This window comes from Streptomyces sp. NPDC025793, assembly GCF_055558375.1.
The window spans coordinates 12,763-29,690 of record NZ_JBVHMR010000062.1; the positions used below are offsets into that span (position 1 = coordinate 12,763).

At 68.7% G+C, this 16,928-nt stretch carries 17 protein-coding genes and 4 pseudogenes; 13 read left to right on the plus strand and 8 right to left on the minus strand.

Features of this window, described 5'->3' with window-relative positions; translation table 11 throughout:
* Window positions 1-59 precede the first annotated feature (59 nt).
* The 6 genes and pseudogenes from ACZ4MF_RS44615 to ACZ4MF_RS44640 all read left to right on the plus strand — a co-directional run.
* Window positions 60-518: an Lrp/AsnC family transcriptional regulator gene (locus ACZ4MF_RS44615; RefSeq protein WP_376658360.1), complete on the plus strand. Its 459-nt coding sequence runs from the start codon at window positions 60-62 to the stop codon at window positions 516-518.
* 271 nt (window positions 519-789) lie between these two features.
* A complete protein-coding gene (locus ACZ4MF_RS44620) occupies window positions 790-1,533 on the plus strand; it encodes an alpha/beta hydrolase (RefSeq protein ID WP_467499572.1) in 744 nt (247 codons plus the stop codon).
* Window positions 1,534-2,696: 1,163 nt separating this feature from the next.
* Window positions 2,697-3,956, plus strand: coding sequence for a pyroglutamyl-peptidase I (locus ACZ4MF_RS44625; protein WP_467499574.1), 1,260 nt, complete (start codon window positions 2,697-2,699; stop codon window positions 3,954-3,956).
* 399 nt (window positions 3,957-4,355) lie between these two features.
* Window positions 4,356-4,553: a hypothetical protein gene (locus tag ACZ4MF_RS44630; RefSeq protein WP_467499576.1), complete on the plus strand. Its 198-nt coding sequence runs from the start codon at window positions 4,356-4,358 to the stop codon at window positions 4,551-4,553.
* Window positions 4,486-4,665, plus strand: a complete 180-nt coding sequence (locus ACZ4MF_RS44635; protein WP_467499578.1) for an LAETG motif-containing sortase-dependent surface protein — start codon at window positions 4,486-4,488, stop codon at window positions 4,663-4,665. Before ACZ4MF_RS44630 ends, ACZ4MF_RS44635 begins: the two co-directional genes overlap by 68 nt.
* Window positions 4,666-5,275: 610 nt before the next feature.
* Window positions 5,276-6,092, plus strand: a pseudogene (locus tag ACZ4MF_RS44640) (helix-turn-helix domain-containing protein); the annotation flags it as partial.
* A gap of 33 nt (window positions 6,093-6,125) precedes the next feature.
* Here ACZ4MF_RS44640 and ACZ4MF_RS44645 read toward each other — a convergent pair.
* Genes ACZ4MF_RS44645 through ACZ4MF_RS44655 form a run of 3 tightly spaced genes read right to left on the minus strand, consistent with a single transcriptional unit; the run spans window position 6,126 to window position 9,773 of the window.
* Complete coding sequence (locus tag ACZ4MF_RS44645; RefSeq protein ID WP_467499580.1) at window positions 6,126-6,728, minus strand: DUF742 domain-containing protein; 603 nt, start codon at window positions 6,726-6,728, stop codon at window positions 6,126-6,128.
* A gap of 16 nt (window positions 6,729-6,744) precedes the next feature.
* Window positions 6,745-7,179 carry a roadblock/LC7 domain-containing protein gene (locus tag ACZ4MF_RS44650; protein WP_467499582.1) on the minus strand — a complete coding sequence of 145 codons (435 nt, stop codon included), beginning with the start codon at window positions 7,177-7,179 and terminating at the stop codon, window positions 6,745-6,747.
* Window positions 7,176-9,773: a sensor histidine kinase gene (locus ACZ4MF_RS44655; protein ID WP_467499584.1), complete on the minus strand. Its 2,598-nt coding sequence runs from the start codon at window positions 9,771-9,773 to the stop codon at window positions 7,176-7,178. The genes ACZ4MF_RS44650 and ACZ4MF_RS44655 overlap by 4 nt, the downstream gene beginning before the upstream one ends.
* Window positions 9,774-10,511: 738 nt before the next feature.
* Here ACZ4MF_RS44655 and ACZ4MF_RS44660 point away from each other — a divergent pair.
* Together ACZ4MF_RS44660 and ACZ4MF_RS44665 are read left to right on the plus strand one after the other, a co-directional pair.
* Window positions 10,512-10,913, plus strand: coding sequence for a DUF485 domain-containing protein (locus ACZ4MF_RS44660; protein WP_467499586.1), 402 nt, complete (start codon window positions 10,512-10,514; stop codon window positions 10,911-10,913).
* Entirely contained in the window at window positions 10,910-12,505 is a 1,596-nt protein-coding gene (locus ACZ4MF_RS44665) for a solute symporter family protein (protein WP_467499588.1), read from the plus strand. Before ACZ4MF_RS44660 ends, ACZ4MF_RS44665 begins: the two co-directional genes overlap by 4 nt.
* Window positions 12,506-12,539: 34 nt before the next feature.
* Here ACZ4MF_RS44665 and ACZ4MF_RS44670 read toward each other — a convergent pair whose 3' ends face one another.
* The 4 genes from ACZ4MF_RS44670 to ACZ4MF_RS44685 form a co-directional block, all read right to left on the minus strand.
* Entirely contained in the window at window positions 12,540-13,256 is a 717-nt protein-coding gene (locus ACZ4MF_RS44670) for an IS3 family transposase (RefSeq protein ID WP_467499600.1), read from the minus strand.
* Window positions 13,181-13,426: a hypothetical protein gene (locus ACZ4MF_RS44675; RefSeq protein ID WP_467499604.1), complete on the minus strand. Its 246-nt coding sequence runs from the start codon at window positions 13,424-13,426 to the stop codon at window positions 13,181-13,183. Before ACZ4MF_RS44675 ends, ACZ4MF_RS44670 begins: the two co-directional genes overlap by 76 nt.
* Window positions 13,423-13,722: a transposase gene (locus ACZ4MF_RS44680; RefSeq protein ID WP_467499590.1), complete on the minus strand. Its 300-nt coding sequence runs from the start codon at window positions 13,720-13,722 to the stop codon at window positions 13,423-13,425. The genes ACZ4MF_RS44675 and ACZ4MF_RS44680 overlap by 4 nt, the downstream gene beginning before the upstream one ends.
* A gap of 65 nt (window positions 13,723-13,787) precedes the next feature.
* Window positions 13,788-13,988 carry a recombinase family protein gene (locus ACZ4MF_RS44685; RefSeq protein WP_467499592.1) on the minus strand — a complete coding sequence of 67 codons (201 nt, stop codon included), beginning with the start codon at window positions 13,986-13,988 and terminating at the stop codon, window positions 13,788-13,790.
* A gap of 143 nt (window positions 13,989-14,131) precedes the next feature.
* Here ACZ4MF_RS44685 and ACZ4MF_RS44690 point away from each other — a divergent pair.
* The 4 genes and pseudogenes from ACZ4MF_RS44690 to ACZ4MF_RS44705 all read left to right on the plus strand — a co-directional run.
* Window positions 14,132-14,272: pseudogene (locus tag ACZ4MF_RS44690) on the plus strand (DUF1048 domain-containing protein); the annotation flags it as partial.
* A 1-nt stretch (window position 14,273) separates the two neighbouring features.
* Window positions 14,274-14,381, plus strand: a pseudogene (locus ACZ4MF_RS44695) (DUF1048 domain-containing protein); the annotation flags it as partial.
* The gene (locus tag ACZ4MF_RS44700) at window positions 14,364-14,810 is read left to right on the plus strand and encodes a MarR family winged helix-turn-helix transcriptional regulator (protein WP_467499602.1); all 447 of its coding nucleotides are present in this window, start codon (window positions 14,364-14,366) and stop codon (window positions 14,808-14,810) included. The pseudogene ACZ4MF_RS44695 and the gene ACZ4MF_RS44700, both read left to right, overlap by 18 nt.
* Window positions 14,811-15,228: 418 nt before the next feature.
* Window positions 15,229-15,372: pseudogene (locus ACZ4MF_RS44705) on the plus strand (IS5-like element IS4811 family transposase); the annotation flags it as partial.
* Between the two features lie 50 nt (window positions 15,373-15,422).
* On the opposite strand, the gene ACZ4MF_RS44710 reads toward ACZ4MF_RS44705, so the two are convergent.
* Entirely contained in the window at window positions 15,423-16,397 is a 975-nt protein-coding gene (locus ACZ4MF_RS44710) for a zinc-binding dehydrogenase (protein WP_467499594.1), read from the minus strand.
* Window positions 16,398-16,502: 105 nt separating this feature from the next.
* Between ACZ4MF_RS44710 and ACZ4MF_RS44715 the strand changes: the two genes are divergently transcribed.
* Complete coding sequence (locus ACZ4MF_RS44715) at window positions 16,503-16,838, plus strand: ArsR/SmtB family transcription factor (protein WP_467499596.1); 336 nt, start codon at window positions 16,503-16,505, stop codon at window positions 16,836-16,838.
* The last annotated feature ends 90 nt before the right edge of the window (window positions 16,839-16,928 follow it).

Here is a 16,928-nt window from a genome sequence, read left to right on the forward strand (position 1 = left end):
GAACAAGGCTAGGGGCTATCAGGCGAATAGAATTCGGCGCGGGGGATCATACTCGCCGCATGGACGAACTTGATTCGGCGATCGTCCGGCATCTGCAGCGCGATGCGCGGCAGACCAACCGCGACCTCGCCCGCACCCTCGGCATCGCCCCGTCGACCTGTCTGGAACGCATCCGCGCACTGCGCGCCCGCGGGGTCATCACCGGCTACCACGCCGCTGTCGACTCGGCCGCCCTGAACCGTCACGTCCAGGCGCTTATCCACTTCCAGATCCGTCCCCTCAGCCGGGCGGTCATCGAGGCGTTCAAGACCTATGCCGCTGCCCTTCCTGAGGTCAGCACGGTCTATGTCGTCACCGGCGGCGACGACATGATCGTGCACGTCTCCGTACCAAGCGTTGACTACCTCCACGGCTTCCTCATGGACAAGTTCACCGAGCGCCGCGAAGTCGTCGGATTTCGTACCTCTGTGATCTACCAACACACTCACAATCAGGTGCTAGCACCCCTCACCCCTTGACCCTGCTCTTGCCGGAAAACTCGTCCGCGCAGGCATCTGCGAACCCACGCGCTTTCGCCTGTGGTGAGCACAAACTGATCGTGGGCGGGGAGAACGGCTCACGAGGCCCCTGCCGGATGGGCTGAAGTCGCTTCTACCAGTGAGCAACGGGCTTGTGGCAGGTGGCGAGATCATCGGCAGGTGATCAACGGGGTTCTGGACCGGCTGCGGACCGGGGTGCAGTGGGGTTACCGCCGCGGGCGGAATACTCGCCGGGTGGTTGCCCGGTGGGGTGAAGCTGAAGAAGTTGCTGGGGCTGACCGGGACGGACGGCACGGTGCCGGACGTTGCGCCAGGCGCGGTGCACGTCGAGCAGGTGCGCTCGGCGGCGCGGAGCCGGGATGTGACGATGGTGACCATGCTGCCGCCCGGCACCGCGGCGAGCACGAACCTGCCGGTCTGCGTGATGCTGCACGGGCGCGGGAACGACGCGCAGGGCATGGTGGCGCTGGGGACGCCACAGTTCCTGGCGGCCGCGGTCAAGGGCGGCATGCCGCCGTTCGCCGTCGTCGCAGTGGACGGCGGGGACGCGACCTACTGGCACCAGCGCTCCCCCGGCGACGGCGACGACCCGCAGGCGATGCTCCGCGAGGAGCTCCCCGGCTGGCTGCACGCCCGCGGACTGTCCACGCCGCGGGCCGCGATGGGGATCTCCATGGGCGGCTCAGGCGCCCTGCAGTACGCCATGGGGCGCACGCAGAGCGGCCGCGACCTGGACGCCGTGGCGCTGCGCAGCCCGGCCGTCTTCCGCACCTGGGCGGACGCCCGCGCCACCGGCGGGTACGCCGACGAGGCGGACTGGCATACCCACGAGCCAACGCTCCGCCTCGACCGGATGAAGGCTGGTGCCCTCGGCGTGTGGTGCGGCCAGGAGGACCCGTTCTGCCCGGCCGCCCGTGAGGTCGCGCAGCAGGCGCGAGCGCGAGAGGCGCAGTTCCCCGACGGGAGCACACGGATGGCTTCTGGCGGCGGGTGATGCCCGACGCGATGTCGCTGTTGGGGCACACGCTCACCACCGCGTGAGAAGAGACTGCCGCGCAACGACTCACAGCACGTCGGCGCGATCAGCAGCAGCCGCTTATGGGTACAGGAGTCGACCTACTAGGCAGTTCCCCTTGGATCGGTCGGGCGCTACTGCCGTTGAAGGCGCGGTGCCGTCGCATTGAGTCATCTGTCGGCCACCCTGGCAGCCGCGGGACGAAACCGACAGGCCCGTTGGTGTGCTCGCTGGCCACGGCACCATCCAGCCGGGCCTGGTTCAGGCGATCGAGAAGATGCGTTGCTCAGGCCGTTGTCGGCTGAGGATCGGTCAGGCTCAGGAGCCCAGGCTCGAGCGAGCTGCTGCCATGAAGGTCGCCTTGTGCTCCTCAAGGTGCTCGTTGGGCTCCGTGTCACCGATGGCCTGGGTTCTGGCCTGGCTCCAGCAGCATCCGGAAGAACGCGCGTACGTGCCGCACCGCCTCGGTGGCGACGCGGTGGACGGTGTGGCATGTCCGCCTCGACGGTGGGCCTCCTTGTCAGTTCACGGGGGGGGCACGTCGTGATTACCAGGTATTCGCGTCGGGTGGTGACCAGGACATGCCAGCGTGCGCGGGTGGTGGGTTCGCCGTCGAGCCAGTGGGCTGGTGCGGTCGGCCGGTGGGGGAGGTTGCCCATGAAGGCGGCGAGTTCTGTGTGGTACGTGTAGTCGCCGTTGTCGGTGAGGGTGCGCAGTCGGTTGATCGTGTCGTTCAGGTGGTAGGTGTTTTGGACGGCGTGGTGGACGGCCAGGGCGAGTTCGCGGGTGACCTGGATGGTGGGCAGCCCGGACCTCACTGGGCACTCGCAGGATGCGCCGCGCTCGTTGCACCGCTGGCGGCCTGTCCCCCCGGTGCATCGTCGCCGTCCACGACTTCGGCTCCGCAATGCACGACAGGCAGCTGTACACCTACCTGGTGACGCAGTTGCTCCCCGGAAGGTCCCTCGGCGCCGTCCTGGAAGGCGGGCGGCTGTCCCTGTCCGACGCCGTGCGCGCGGCGGGGGTTGCGTACGGAGGCCGGGAAGCTCGCCCGAACCGTGGCGTAGATCACTTGTGTCACGGGATACTTCCGGTGCCCAGCGCACTTCGTATCCCACGGCGACGGAAGGACTCGAACTGCCTTGAATTGCATACGTGTTCGACTCGGCACCCTTGGGCTGGCCCTGTTGACCGGCTTGTCCATGCCCACAATCACGGCCGCAGCCGCTCCGAAGGCACCCTCCCCCACCGTCGAGGAACAGCGGCTCGACAGGGCCGTACCGCAGGAGATCCTCCGGCGCTCCGGATTCGACGACGCGGCACCGAAGTTCGCCAGTGAGCTGACTGGCACTCACTCTTTCACACAAGCCCGGCGGATCGTCGTACGGGACGGGTCCGCGCTGTGGCGGCGGGCCGTGGCGCGGGCGCAGGGGCGGGGGCCGGCGGGCGGTGACCTCAGCCGGGACGACGACCGGCCTTTGTACTGGGCCCGGTTGGGGCTGACACGTGACGTGCGCACCTGGGAGCCGGAGTTCGCCATCACGGAAGCCCAGCGGGACACCTTGCTGGACCAGTTGGAGCGGACCTCGCGCGGGCAGACCGACATCCGGTATCCCGGGCACGCGCACGTGAAACGCATCCTGCTCACCGGGTTCGATCCGTTCACCCTCGACCGGGACATCCGTATCTCCAACCCGTCCGGGGCGACCGCGCTCGCGCTCGACGGTACGGTCGTCGAGACTGCGGAGGGGCCGGCGCGGATCGAGACCGTCGTGCTTCCCGTGCGCTGGCAGGACTTCGCCGATGGCACGGTGGAGCGGACGCTGCGGCCGTACCTGCCGAAGGTCGACCTGTTCACGACCGTGAGCCAGGGCCGGGCCGGCCGGTTCGACATCGAGCGCACCAACGGAGCCTGGCGGGGCGGCTTCCCGGACAACGACAACGTCTCTCGGACGGAGACCGTCCCGGTCACGGATCCGGCCAGCCAACCGCAGTGGACGACCACGACACTGCCCTACGCCGCCATCGTGGCCGCACACACGGGCCGGTTCCCGGTGTACGACCACACGGAGGTGACCGAGATCCCGGCGGGCGGCACCGATCCCGTCGTACGACCCGACGGCCCGACCCCCGGCTCCACGGCCCGAGCCGGGGGCGGCGGCAACTACCTCTCCAACGAGATCGCCTACCGGGCCACGCTGCTCCGGGACCGGCTGGGCCTGCACGACACGCTCCCCGGCGGCCATGTGCACACCCCGGTCCTGCAGTTCGGCGTTGGCAACACCGACCCCGCGACCGGAACGGTCACCGATCCGGAGTTCGTGCGCAATCGGCTGGACATCATCGGCCAGGTGCGAGCCATTGTGATGGTGGCGGCAGACGCCACGCTCGTCAGAAAGTGATCTCCTTGTTGGCCAGGAGGTGACTTCCAGGGCTGAAGAGAGTACGCACCTGGGCTACTCGAATGGCCAGACGGGAACCCGGCCATCGTGCGGGAGGCATGTGTACAAGGGAGACACCCTCGGCGGGCTCGTTGTTGTTGGTCACACATCTCAACGGCGGCCGGGTGCATCGCAGCTACTACCCGCCTCGCCACGGCCCTCGGCGGCGGTGCTGGTCACGGGCGTGCGGTGAAGCGACCCCGCCGTCCCGGTCCGCGGTGCCGGCACCCGCGATCGCACCGGTGACCGCCCCGGGTTCCACCGGGGCCCGGTTGGTGGTGCGGCCCCCCGGCCGCCTGAGTGCGACGGCCCGTACCGCGGCTGAAGAGGTCCGGTCCGGCAAGAGCGGCGGGATGTGGTGTGGTCTCCACGACCCTGCCCGGCACCCTGGGCCGCATCGACCTGGCCACCGGCACCGTGTCGGCGTTCATGAGCCTCGGCTCGCCCAAGGGCCTGCTGTTCGTCGACGACACCCTCCAGGCCGGCACCGGTGGCACCGGCTCCGGCGCCCCGTCCGTGCAAGCCTTCCCCGTCCAGCACCGGACCGACGCTCGCTGAGACCGGCGGCGGCAGCAACACCGGCATCCTCACCGGCATCGCTGCCGCGGTGATCGCCCTCGGCGCCGGCACCCTCGTCGTGGCCCGCCGCCGCACCGGCCGCCGCGCCTGACCACTTCTGCTCCTTCCGCCGGGCGCCTGCCCGGCGAAACGGGTTCACACCCTCGAGGCGACCCGTGCACAGCGCCGCCGCGCCTTCAGGTCGCCGTGCTCGCGGGCGTAGATGACGGCGGCCTCCACACCGCGCCGCCAGTGTTCGTGCTCGGGGTGGAGGACGCGGGGGTTGATGAACGCGGCCGAGGCGGCCGGGTCGCGGGGCGTGCTGAACTTCAGCAGTGCTCGGGCCGCACGGACAGCCGGTCGCTGCGGTCGCCCCTCGATTTCCGCCCCGCTGCAGCTCAGGAGGCATCTGGCACGGCTCTGGTCTTGTGAAGGGTCACTCGGTGACCAGGGTCCAGTGCATGTCGTGGAGAGTCTTTCCGATGGGTACGTAGTAGACACCAGCCAGGCACCAGGGTGCCCTGCGATGACCGTCGAGGACGGTGTCGGGGTTGTATGCAGGCGGGCAGGCGACCGTCCGGTCGAGGGCGGTGATGGTTCCGCGTGCTACATCGGCTGTGTGGTTGCGGACGCTGGCGAAGACCGGGCCGCCGCTGTCGCCGTTGACGGCTGCGACACCGCCAGGCGTGGCGGAGGTGGCGTAGGCGAGGTCGACGTCGGGACGGTGGCACCGTGACCTGGTCGCGCGCCGCCACGCGGCCCGTTCCCGGCCGGGGCGTGCGGGTCGGCCGCGTACGGTGCGCTCGATCCGCGTTCTCGTGCTGCCTCTGGCGCGGGAGAATCCCGGCTGGGACTATCGGCGCATCCACGGCGAGCTGCTGGTTCTGGGCGTGCGGGTGGCCGCCTCCACGGTGTGGGAGATCCTGAAGGAGGCGGGGATCGACCCGGCACCCGAGCGGGGTTCCAGCACCTGGACGGACTTTCTGCGCTCCCAGGCCGATGCCCTGCCGGCATGTGACTTCTTCGAAGCGGTCACCCTGTCCGGGGCGCGCCTGTACGTGTTCGCGGTGATCGGGCACGCCGGCCGGCGCATCCCCGTCCTGGGCGCGACGGTGCACCCGGCCGCCTCCTGGGTGGCGCAGGCCGCCAGGAACCTCGTCATGGATCTTGAGGATGCCGACTGCCGGGCCCGGTTCATGATCCGCGACCGCGACGGGAAGTACCCCGCCCTGTTCGACACGCGGGGATCGAGGTCGTGCTCAGCGGGATCCGGATGCCGCGGATGAATGCTGGATGCCAACCTGCCGACGCGAACTGCTGGACCGCACCCTGGTCTGGAACCAGCGCCACCTGCTCCACGCCCTGCGCGAGTTCGAACAGCACTGCAGCTCCCACCGGCCCCCCCAAGGCATCGCAGACGCCCGCCCGCTGCACCCCCTGCCTCCGCCGATCACCGACCCGGACGCCATCGCCCACCTCGGCATACGACGACGCGACCGCCTCGGCGGCACCCTCCACGAGTACCAGCATGCGGCCTGACCTGCACGGACGAGATTCTCGGCAGGGACAAGGTCAGAGCCGGCGCAGTCCGATCAGCACCCTCTCCAGCAGCCCGTGGGCGGGGGCATCGCCGAGGCCGGTCGCCGTCCCGTGAACGACGATCATCCCGCGCTCCGCCATGTCGCCGAGAAGCACCTTGGCCACGCCCAGCGGGACCGCCACCAGTGCCGCCACCTCGGCCACCGACCTCGGCTCCCGGCACAGGTCGAGCACCGCACGATCCGACTGCGTGGCCGCACTCGGGGCACCGGTCGGGTCGGCAACGCTGACCAGGGTCTCGACCTCGAACTGCCAGTGCGACTCGGTCCGGCCACCCGTCCATACGTAGGCGCGCACGAAGGCGGCCGGTGCTTCCTGCCCCGCGTTCCCTGGTTCCCCGGCGGCCGGCTGGTCTTCCGACCGGGGCGTCTGCCCGTACGGCTCGGCGGCAGGCGGCAGCGAGGCTTCGCCGTTCTCGTCGTGTGTCCTGTCCTGCGGCGTGCCCCGCGAGCCGGAGCCTTTCCGCTTGCGTCGTCCGCTGCCGAAACTGAACGCGTTGAGCACATCGGCGAAGGTCTGTTCGTCCTCCGCTTCCTGATCTCTTCGAGGGCCGGACGGGCTTCCACCGGTGCTCATGTTCACCTCGTGCGGGCTATCGGGCCGCAGCCTGCTGGAACTGCTGCAACTCGGTACGGAGTTCCGGAGTCAGCATCTCTCCGACCTGGTCGACGAGCACGGTCATCTCATAGGCGATCTGGCCGATTTCGCAGTCCGGAGCTGCCAGAGCCACCAGACACGAGCCGTCTTGAATCGACATCATCAGCACGTTGCCCATCTCCATCTGGATCACCGTGCGCAACACGTACCCCGTGTCAAGGCAATGGGCAGCACCCTGGACCAGGCTGACGGCACCGGCCGCGATGGTGGCGAGCTGCTCGGCCCGATCGGCTGCCAGCTGGTCGGAAGCGGTGAGCAGCAGCCCGTCGGCTGAGATCACCACGGCGTGCGCCACATTGGGAACTCGCCGCGTGAAGTTGGTGACCAGCCATCCGAACTGGCTCACCTCCGGGGAGTGGGTTGGTGTCATGGGTTCTTCCTGCCCGTGGCCGATGGATTGTGCGTGTGATCGGGCTGCGCCCGACGGATACCGGACTGGTAGCTGCTGAGGAAGCTCTGGGCTCGGTTGGCGTTGGAACTCGCAGCTGCCCCGTCGCCGGTGGCAGGCCCCTCGGCCTGGGCCGGAGCGGGACGCGTACGCGGAACCCTTCTGGGCAATCCGGCCTGTGTGAGGTCGGCTGGCTGCTCGGGCCCCTGCATACCGTGCCCGGTCGGGTGTCCTGCGGCAGCCGCGGGCACCGGGGGGCCTGCCGGCTCCGGACCGCCGGGGGTCGCGGGCGGGGACGACGGGACGGGCGCGGGCCCTTCGGCCGCTGCGCGCGGCACCGGTGTGTCCATGCTGCCGTCGGCGTCGGCACCGGGGGCGGCCGGTACCGACGCCGGTGCGGCGAGGGCGAACCACGACGATCCGGTGGGCTTGCGAGGCACGCCTTTGTCAGGCGGGACAGGTCTTGTGGTGACGGCAGCCTTGCGGATTGGCCGCCGCGGCAGGCGTGCTGCCGTGTCACGGGTGTCCGGACGGTCGCCGCGCGCTCGTGTCGGAAGTGTGGTGGCGGACCGTGCGGCCGTGGTCGGCGGCCGGCCTGTTCGGGGCGGAGCCTGGGCCGTGACCAGCTTGGCCGGTACCAGCACACGGGCGCGCAGTCCCCTGACGCCCGGCTGCGAGCTCAAGTGGACGGCGACATCGTGCCGACTGGCCAACCGACCGACCACGAACAGGCCCAGCTGCCGGGACGCGGCCGTACCCATGGCGGTGTCCGTCGCCACACGGCGGTTGGCCGCGGCCAGTTCATTCACGCCCATCCCGATGCCCTCGTCCTGGATCTCGATCAGTACCGAGCCGTCGGGCTGCCGGGTACTGCCGATGACCACCTGGGTGTTCGGAGGGGAGAACGCGGTGGCGTTGTCGAGCAGTTCGGCGAGTAGCCGTCCCAGGTCACCGACCGCGTACCCGATCAGGTCGACGGGCGGGCTGGGCTGGACGAGCACGCGCTGATAGTGCTCGATCTCGGAGACAGCACCCCTCAGCACGGTGTCCATCGCCGCACTGTGGGAAGAGCGCACCAGCGTGCTGCCGCACAGGACCATCATGTTCTCGTTGTTGCGCCGCATACGCGTCGCCAGGTGATCGAGCGTGAAAAGGCTGGCCAGTTGCTCCGGGTCCTCCTCGTGCCGTTCGAGCTGTTCCATCAGCAGCAGCAGACGGTCCACGAGGCTCTGGCTGCGCCGGGAGAGGTTGACGAGGGTGTCCCGGAGGTCGGTGCGCAACGCGGCCTGCTCCGCCGCCAGGCGCACGGCCTGGGAGTGCACCGTGTCGAACGCCCTGGCGAGCTGACCGAACTCCTCGGTGGTGTGGACCGGCACGGCGTCGACCACGACGTTCGCCTGCCGCCCCTCGCGCATGCGCGCGACGGCGGCGGGCAGTCGGTGCTCGGCCACATCGAGGGCCGTGGAGCGCAGGACGGTCAGCGACCGCAGCAGATGGCGGCCGATACCGAGACCGATAGCCAGGGCGAGCAGCAGCACTGCGAAGAGGATGACGGACGCCAGTCCCGCCTGATTGCTCGTCTGGTCCTGAAGCCGGGCCGATGTGGTGCGCAACGTGCGGAGGAAGCCGTCCGACACGTTGTCGACGAGCGCTCCGGTGCTCTCCGAGTCGCTGTTCCAGCTGTCGACCGAGACGGGCAGCGAGCTGGTGGTGGTCTGCTGTGCGCCCGTCCCGCGGGGCGCGGCCAGCATGACGCTCACCACGTGCGCCCGTCGGCTGACAGCCGGTCCGGTCACCGTCCGCTGGTAGTCGCTCAGTTCCGTGGGGGTCGTCACGGTCCGGAAGTCAGCGAGCCGGTCCCGCAGGCGTACGTCGGCCTCGTGCAGCGCCATGCGGAGCCGCGGGTTCATCGGATGGCCTCGGCCGGCCGCTTGGAGCAGGATCGCGTGCTCGCGGTGGATCTGCTCCTCGGCCGCCTCCAGGTCGTACAACGCGGTCGCCGGTCGGGAGAGTTGAGGTGCGGTGAACCCGCTGAGGAGCGCTTGGTCCAGATCGAGCAGCCCCGTGATGATCGCGCCGTAGTCGTTGAGCGCGGTCCAGGAAACGATGCTGCCGGATGCCACCTGCGCGCGAACGGAGGGCAGGCCTGCCAGAAGGCCGACGGCGTCGCGATAACGATGCGCCGCGACGCCGGTAAGGGACACGTCCTGCTTCCTGGTGCCGGCGACGGCGGCCTGTGCGCTGTCGACGCTCCGCTTCTGCTGCCGCAGACCGGCGGGGTCGCCGGCGGTGTCGCCACTCAGTCGTTCGACGGACATCGTGCGTTCCATCTGCAGGGCTTCCAGAAGAGTCCGCAGCTCACCTCGCATCTTGACCAGGCGTTGTATGCCCCCGTAGGAGTTGGCGCGGGTGACGTCTCCGTGGATCTGCACGACGCCCAGGCCCACAGCGAGCAGGGCGGGCACGACAAGCACCGCCGCCAGCTTCACCAGCAGCCGCCAGTCGCGCCACTGCACGAGCGGAGCCCACCACGACGGCCGGACAGAACGCTCGGCCGCACGCCTGACCGCGGTCACGATATGAGCTCCGCACTCGGCACGGCTTGCTGGGGAGGACGTATCACGATGCCGCTTTCTCCCGGGATTTCACCTGAGCAGGATAGGGATGCCCGGCAGCACGGGGTGGTGCCGGAGGAGGGACCGACTGCCTGCGGTCACGCCATGGTGGGCGAACGCAGGGGCGGGCATACGCCCTGTCTAGTGGAGGATCGCATCCCACAGGGTAAGGAATGGGTCAACCAACGACTCCCGGCCGGCTGGGCGACATCGCGGGCGCACCGAAGAAAACCCATCGGCTGTTCCACCTCCCGCTCTCGAGTGCGTAGCACCACACACCAAGTGGCCTGCTGTCAAGTACATTGCATGTCGGCTGAGTTTAGGGCAGCCGGGTGAACGGCAACAAACGGCCCCCGCACCAGCGCCGACAAGGCAATCCACCAACTCACACGTTCTCCACATTCGGCGTTCCGGTCTGCGGTATCGCACCCACCCATGGTTCGGTTCGGTAAATGCCAGGTGACGAGAGGATCAAGACGTCGTCGGCTTGCGGCTGTTCATGACGCCGAATGGTCAAGCCGTCCCCAAGGGAGCGTCAAAACACCCATGCGGTATCGGCACTCACCGTGCGGGCCGGGGGGTGTTGTTTGACGGGAGGCCACGCCTCACTAGACTCCACCGCTCAGGGGGCCACGGCTCACTCCTTCGCTTCGTCCGCCGCAGGAGCAACCGTGCGTCCTCCTGCCCGAAATCCCAGGAATGAGGAACGTGACCAGACCGGTGAGGTCTCCTGCCCTCAAGGTGTCCGAGCGGCCTGCCGTACGGGAGTTCGCCGGTCCTCGTCACGACGGCGAGCCCGACTACGGTGCGATTCAGCAGAGCCAGGAGTTCGTCAGGCTGCGCAGACGGCTCCGGTTGTTCGTCTTCCCGATGAGCGCGCTCTTCTTCTTCTGGTACGTGACGTTCGCTCTACTTTCTGCCTACGCCCACGGATTCATGAGTCACAAGGTGACAGGCGAAATCAACACGGGCACCATCCTCGGTCTGGCGCAGTTCACGACCACGGTCGCGATCCTCCAGGCATACCGGCGCTTCGCCCGAAAGAGGATTGACCCGGAGGTGGACAGGATTCATGAACTGGCAGGAGTCGACAAGGAATGACACGGCAGATCGCGGCCGGTGAAACCGGTAGCCCCACGCTCAATCTGAGCGTGTTCCTGATATTCGTCGCCATCACTCTGTTCATCGTCTACAAGGCCACCAACCGAAACCAGACGGCGTCCGACTACTATGCCGCGGGCAGCGCGTTCACCGGCATGCAAAACGGCATCGCGATGTCCGGTGACTTCCTCTCCGCGGCTTCTTTCCTGGGAATTTCCGGGGCGATCGCCGTCAACGGCTATGACGGATTCCTCTACTCCGTCGGATGGCTCGTCGCCTGGCTGGTCGCCCTCCTGCTCATCGGCGAGAGATTGCGCAACACCGGGCGGTTCACCGTCGGTGACGTGATGGCCTTCCGTATGAAACAGCGCCCGGTGCGGGCCGCGGCGGCCAACGCCACGCTGGTGATCACGTTCTTCTACATGCTCGCGCAGATGGCCGGCGCCGGCGGGCTGGTCGCCCTGCTGCTGAACGTGCACACCAGGGGCGGACAGGCACTCCTCATCACCGGCGTGGGCGTCGTCATGCTCCTCTACGTGCTGGTGGGCGGGATGAAGGGGACGACCTGGGTCCAGATCATCAAGGCCGGACTGCTCCTGCTCTGCGTGACCTTCATCAGCGTCTTCATCATCGGCAAGTTCGGATTCAGCTTCTCCGCGCTCCTGCAACAGGCCACCCGGCACAGCCCGTTGGGCGAGCGGCTGCTCGACCCGGGCAACGCGTACGGCCGGAGCGCGGCGAGCCAACTCGACTTCGTCTCGCTGGCGCTGTCGCTGGTCCTCGGCATCTCCAGCCTGCCGCACGTGCTGATGCGCTTCTACACCGTGCCCAACGCCAAGGAGGCGCGCAGGTCGGTGGTGTGGTGCTCCTGGTCCATGTTCACGTTCTACCTGGGAATCCTGGTCGTCGGTTACGGCGCCACCGCCCTGGTCGGCTCCGACACGATCATTCACGCCCCGGGCGGGCAGAACTCCGCAGCGCCCCTGCTTGCCTTCCATATCGGTGGAGTTGTGCTCCTGGGAATCGTCTCGGCGGTGGCCTTCGCGACGATCCTCGCGGTCGTGGCCGGTCTGACCCTGGCCGCTTCGGCTTCCTTCGCCCATGACGTCTACGCCAACGTGATACGCCGCGGGAAGGCCGATCCCCGGTCCGAGATACGAGTGGCCCGCATGACGGCGGTCGTGGTCGGTTTCCTGGCCATCGTCGGCGGCATCGTGGCCGACGGCCAGAACGTCGCCTTCCTCGTGTCGCTGGCGCTGGCGCTGGCAGCGTCCGCCAATCTGCCGACGATGCTGTACACGCTGTACTGGAAGCGCTTCAACACCTCAGGCACGCTGTGGAGCATCTACGGCGGACTGGTGTCCTGCCTCGTTCTCATCGCCTTCTCGCCGGCGGTATCGGGTACCTCCACGTCGATCATCACGAGCGCCGACTTCCACTGGTTCCCCCTCACCAACCCCGGCATCGTGTCGATTCCGCTGTCGTTCGTCTGCGGATTCCTCGGCACCGTGTTCAGCAGGCGGCCCGCAGATCCGGACAAGCACGCGGAGATGGAAGTCCGGGCGTTGACCGGAATCGGGGTCCAGCTGTAACTGAAGCTTCCCCGTGATCTCGGACACTCGATCCTTATGCCGCGAGGTCGTGTTGGTGCCGCTGCCGGGTCTCGGCCGGGGTGAGGTAGCCGAAGACCTTGTGCTTGCGCAGTCGGCGGCGGTTGTAGAACGTCTCGATGAAGTCGAAGACCTCGGCGCGGGCGGTGGTCCGGTCGGGCCAGACGCGGGTGCCGATCCCTTCTTTGAGCAGGGCCCAGAAACTCTCCGCTGCGGCATTGTCGAAGCAAGATCCGGTGCGTCCGCAGCTCTGCCGGAGGCCCAACTCGCGTATGTGGCGGCGGAAGTGGCTGCTGGTGTATTCGCTGCCGCGGTCTGAATGCGCTATGGAGCCGGGCTGGAGACGGCCGCGTCCGGCGGCCATCTTCAGCGCGTCGACGACGAGCTCGGCGCGATGGTGGCCGGCCATCGAGTGGCCGACGACCTCGCGGGTGGCCAGATCCAGCCAGCAGGCAAGGTAGAGCCAGCCCTCGCCGGTGGGCAGGCCGGTGATGTCGCCGACCAGTTTTGTGCCGGGGGTCTCGGCGTGGAAGTCGCGGCCGATCAGGTCGGGAGCCGGCTTCGCCTTCTTGTCCGGCCGGGTCAGCGAACGCCTCCTGCGGCGGTGGGCTCCCTGGATGCCGTGCTCGCGCATCAGGCGGGCGACCCGCTTGCGGTTCACGCGTCGCCCCAGGCGCCGCAGCTCGGCATGGATGCGCGGGACGCCGTAGGTGTGGCGGGAGGCGACCTGGATGACGGTGACTCGTGGGCCAGGGCCTCGTCGGCGGCCTGGCGGGCCGAGCGGGTCTTGGCCGCGGTGAGCCAGGCGTAGAAGGAGGAGCGGGCCACCTTGAGCAGTCGGCACAGGAAAGCGACGCCGTGGGTGGTCTTCTCCGCCTCGATGAACGCGTACATCTCGTTCACCGATCGCTCTCCTTCGCGAAGAAGACCGCGGCTTTTCGCAGCACCACGATCGTCTTGGCCTGCTCGGCGTTCTGCCGACGCAACCGCTTGAGCTCTTCGCGTTCGGCCGTGGTGAGCTCGCCCGGGGCGCCCTCGCCCCGATCCGCCTTTGCCTGGCGGTACCAGCCGCGCAGGGACTCCGAGCTGATACCGAGCTCCCGCGCGACCGCGGTGACCGTCTTACCCGAGGAGTCGACGAGCGCGATCACGTCCCGCTTGAACTCCTCGGTGTACCGCTTCGTGTACTTGCTTCCCACCTGGTGCTACTTCCTCTGGAACCTCAAGATCCCAGTCTCCAGGTGTCCACGATCAAGGGGAAGGCTCAGTGCACGGTGTCGCCCGGCCGCGCGTACGTGAGCAGCTCGCCGAACTTCGGTCGTTCCAGCGGGTGGAGGCGGCTGGAGGTGCCGGTGTCCTCCTCGAAGACGACCGGGTCCTCGATCCCGGCCTCGTCGAGGACGAGGTTCTGACGGTCGGTCGACTGCTGGTCGGTCGACACCCGCTTGTAGACCAGGTTGGCCATGCCGCTCCTCGCTGTCGTTGGTCGCATTCGACCCTAGCTGTCAGCAAACCCTGTCATCATCCGCCATCGGATCTCATCGGATCGGAGCCGCCGTCAGGCCCCGGAAAGTCCCGGTTCATTAGACGCCCGTCGTGCCTGTCTTCATTCACGACGTGCTCGGCGAGGACATCCGAGGCTTTTGCACGGCGCTGGCCGGTGGAGAAGGGGCTCGAACCTATCGCGACCGGTGGCGCGAGCAGTTGAACAGGAACGTCGCAAGGAAATTGAGCCGGCTGGGAGGCTGACGTGAGCATCCAGGACATCATCGAGGGCAAGAAGCAGTGGCGGGCGCACGCGGCTCGGGTCAAGGCTCTCCCTGCGGACTACCAGATCGTCATGTCCGACACCACCCGCGATGCGGCCCTCGACCAACTCGCCCGCGCCGCCTACAGCCTCAGCGCCGCCGACTCCCGCCTGCGCGGACGTGCCACCCGCACCCCCGGCGCGCTCTCCCTCACCCATGCCCGCGCCCTGCGGGTGCCGGCCGAGGCGGGCCCGCTGCCGATCGGCCGGCTCGCCGCCGCCACCGAAACCACCGGCGCCGCCACCACCCAACTGGTCAACGGCCTCGCCGCCGCCGGCTACGTCACCCGCGAACGCCCCGCCGACGACAAGCGATCGGTGCTGGTCGCCCTCACCGACGCAGGCCGAAGCCGCCACCACGAACGCCAGGCCGCCCTGACCCAGGCACTCGACGCCGCACTCGCACACCACGACACCACTGCCCTGGGCACCGCGACCAATGTCCTACGGCAGCTCGCCGCCATCTACGACCAGCTCTGAAGCCCGCCCGGAGCCAGCCGTCGATCCGGACCAGGCACCGGCCGACAAGCCCGCTGCCGCCATCCACACCGCCCTGTTCGCCCGCTCCTACCACTGGGCCAAGGCCGTCGAAGCCTGGCAGCACTCCCCCGAGACACGGCCCGACGTGTTCATCGCCTCCCACCTCGACCAGCGCGACGACATCCTCGAGGCCGCCGCCGCACTCGACCTGATCGCCTTGTGCCACGGCCCCAGCACCTACGACGACAGCGCCACGCAGCAGGGCATCACCGACCCGGCTGCGGAAGTGCGCAGCGACGCCGCCACCCTGGCACTGCTCCTCGTCGCCCACGACCGGCAGCAGCCCGAAGCGAGCCGGACCGGCCTGCCCGACATCACCACCGGCCACGGCCCCGCCGACGACCACACCAAGGACGCCGCCCGCCGCAACGCACGCGACTACGAGCGCCTGCCCCAGCACTCCGAAGCCCACCTGAACTCGGCACTCATCACCGTGATGGCCAAGCGCCTCACCCGAAATGGCTCGCGCACCGGCAGCTGGACGAAAAAGCCGTCGTCCACCTGCTGACGGCTACTCTGTGGACCCGGATTGTCGTCGCTCACGCTTCCTGTCTAATCGGCCACCCGCAGCAACAGCTTGCCCGTGCTGCTGCGCGCTTCCATCAAACGGTGTGCCTCCGCCGCCTCCGTGAGCGGGAACTCCGCCGTGATGGGCAGGTGCACGGATCCATCGGCCACCATGCGGAACGCCCGTGCCGCGATCTCGCGCAGCGTGTCCGGCGCTGTCTTCGCGAGTGTGAGGATCGAGAAGCCCGCGATCGAGACCGCTCCGTTGAACAACTCCTGCTGCCCCAGCCTCCACGGCTCCGCCGCACTCGCGTTGCCGAAGGAGATGAGACGGCCGAAGGGCGCCAGCGCCCCCAGGCTGCGCTGGAAAGTCTCACCGCCGACCGGATCGAGCGCGAGATCGACACCCCGCCCGCCCGTCGCAGCGCGCACCTCGTCGGCGAAGTCCCCGACAAAAACCTCGTCGTACCCGTACTTGAGTGCGTACTCGGCCTTCGCCGCCCTCGACACCACGCCGTACACCTGCCCAGCGCCCGACGCCTTGGCCAACTGGCCCAAGACCGTGCCGACTCCGCCCGCCGCTCCCTGCACGAGCACGGTCTCGCCATCGCACAGACGGCCCACCTCGTGGAGGAGCGCGTGCGCGGTCGGCAGCACGGTCGGCAGAGCGGCGGCGGTGCGCAGGTCGATGCCGTCCAGGGTGGCGAAGACGGTTGCGGCGTCGACGACAAGGACCTCGGCGTAGGCGCCGCCCGCGGTGAGCGCGGCGACCGGCTGGCCGACCGCCAGGTCCGTCACGCCGTCGCCGACCGCGCGGATCCGCCCGGACACCTCGAGCCCCGGTACGAAGGGGAGCGACGGCACCCGGTAGCCCTCGCCCCGCGCCTTGATGTCGGCGAAGTTCACGCCGACGTACGCGACGTCGATGCTGACCTGCCCAGGGCCCGGCTCGGGGGCCTGGGCCTCCACCACCTTCAGGACCTCGGGACCGCCGAACTCCTGGATCTGGACAACACGCATGACAGGCACCCCTTATCGAGTGTTCAACGAGAATCGAACACTCGGAGTGTATGGTTTTCATCGAACACCCTGCAACTGATGTGAGAGTCGAGAGAGGCTCGAGGCATGACCGAACGCACCGGCCACCGACCCGCCCCCCAGCACACTCACCCCGACGACGTATCCGTGCAGACCGCGCTGGCAGCGCTCGCCGACCCCGTACGGATCCAGCTGGTACGTGATCTGGCGGACTCCCCGGAATGGAGCCGCGCCTGCGGCAGCTTCGACGTGCCCGTCGGCAAGGCGGCGCTGAGCCACCACTTCGCCGTGCTCCGCTCCGCCGGAGTCGTCGAGCAGCGCGACGACGGACCCAAGCGCGTCAACCGGCTCCGCCGCGAGGAATTCGACGCGCGGTTCCCGGGGCTGCTGGAGTTGGTGCTGCGTACAGACCGGCTGAGCTAGTGCGTTGACCACGAACGTTGCCGGGGTGCTGGGGACGCGCCGGTCGATGCTCGCGGTGCCGGGTGTGTAGGCCTCATCCTCGATGTCGAC

Coding starts and splice junctions, on each gene's coding strand:
- ACZ4MF_RS44615 (WP_376658360.1), top strand. CDS start 60: ATGGACGAACTTGATTCGGCGATCGTCCGGCATCTGCAGCGCGATGCG.
- ACZ4MF_RS44645 (WP_467499580.1), bottom strand. CDS start 6,728: ATGAGCACCGGTGGAAGCCCGTCCGGCCCTCGAAGAGATCAGGAAGCG.
- ACZ4MF_RS44650 (WP_467499582.1), bottom strand. CDS start 7,179: ATGACACCAACCCACTCCCCGGAGGTGAGCCAGTTCGGATGGCTGGTC.
- ACZ4MF_RS44660 (WP_467499586.1), top strand. CDS start 10,512: ATGAGGAACGTGACCAGACCGGTGAGGTCTCCTGCCCTCAAGGTGTCC.
- ACZ4MF_RS44665 (WP_467499588.1), top strand. CDS start 10,910: ATGACACGGCAGATCGCGGCCGGTGAAACCGGTAGCCCCACGCTCAAT.
- ACZ4MF_RS44685 (WP_467499592.1), bottom strand. CDS start 13,988: ATGGCCAACCTGGTCTACAAGCGGGTGTCGACCGACCAGCAGTCGACC.
- ACZ4MF_RS44700 (WP_467499602.1), top strand. CDS start 14,364: ATGTCCGACACCACCCGCGATGCGGCCCTCGACCAACTCGCCCGCGCC.
- ACZ4MF_RS44710 (WP_467499594.1), bottom strand. CDS start 16,397: ATGCGTGTTGTCCAGATCCAGGAGTTCGGCGGTCCCGAGGTCCTGAAG.
- ACZ4MF_RS44715 (WP_467499596.1), top strand. CDS start 16,503: ATGACCGAACGCACCGGCCACCGACCCGCCCCCCAGCACACTCACCCC.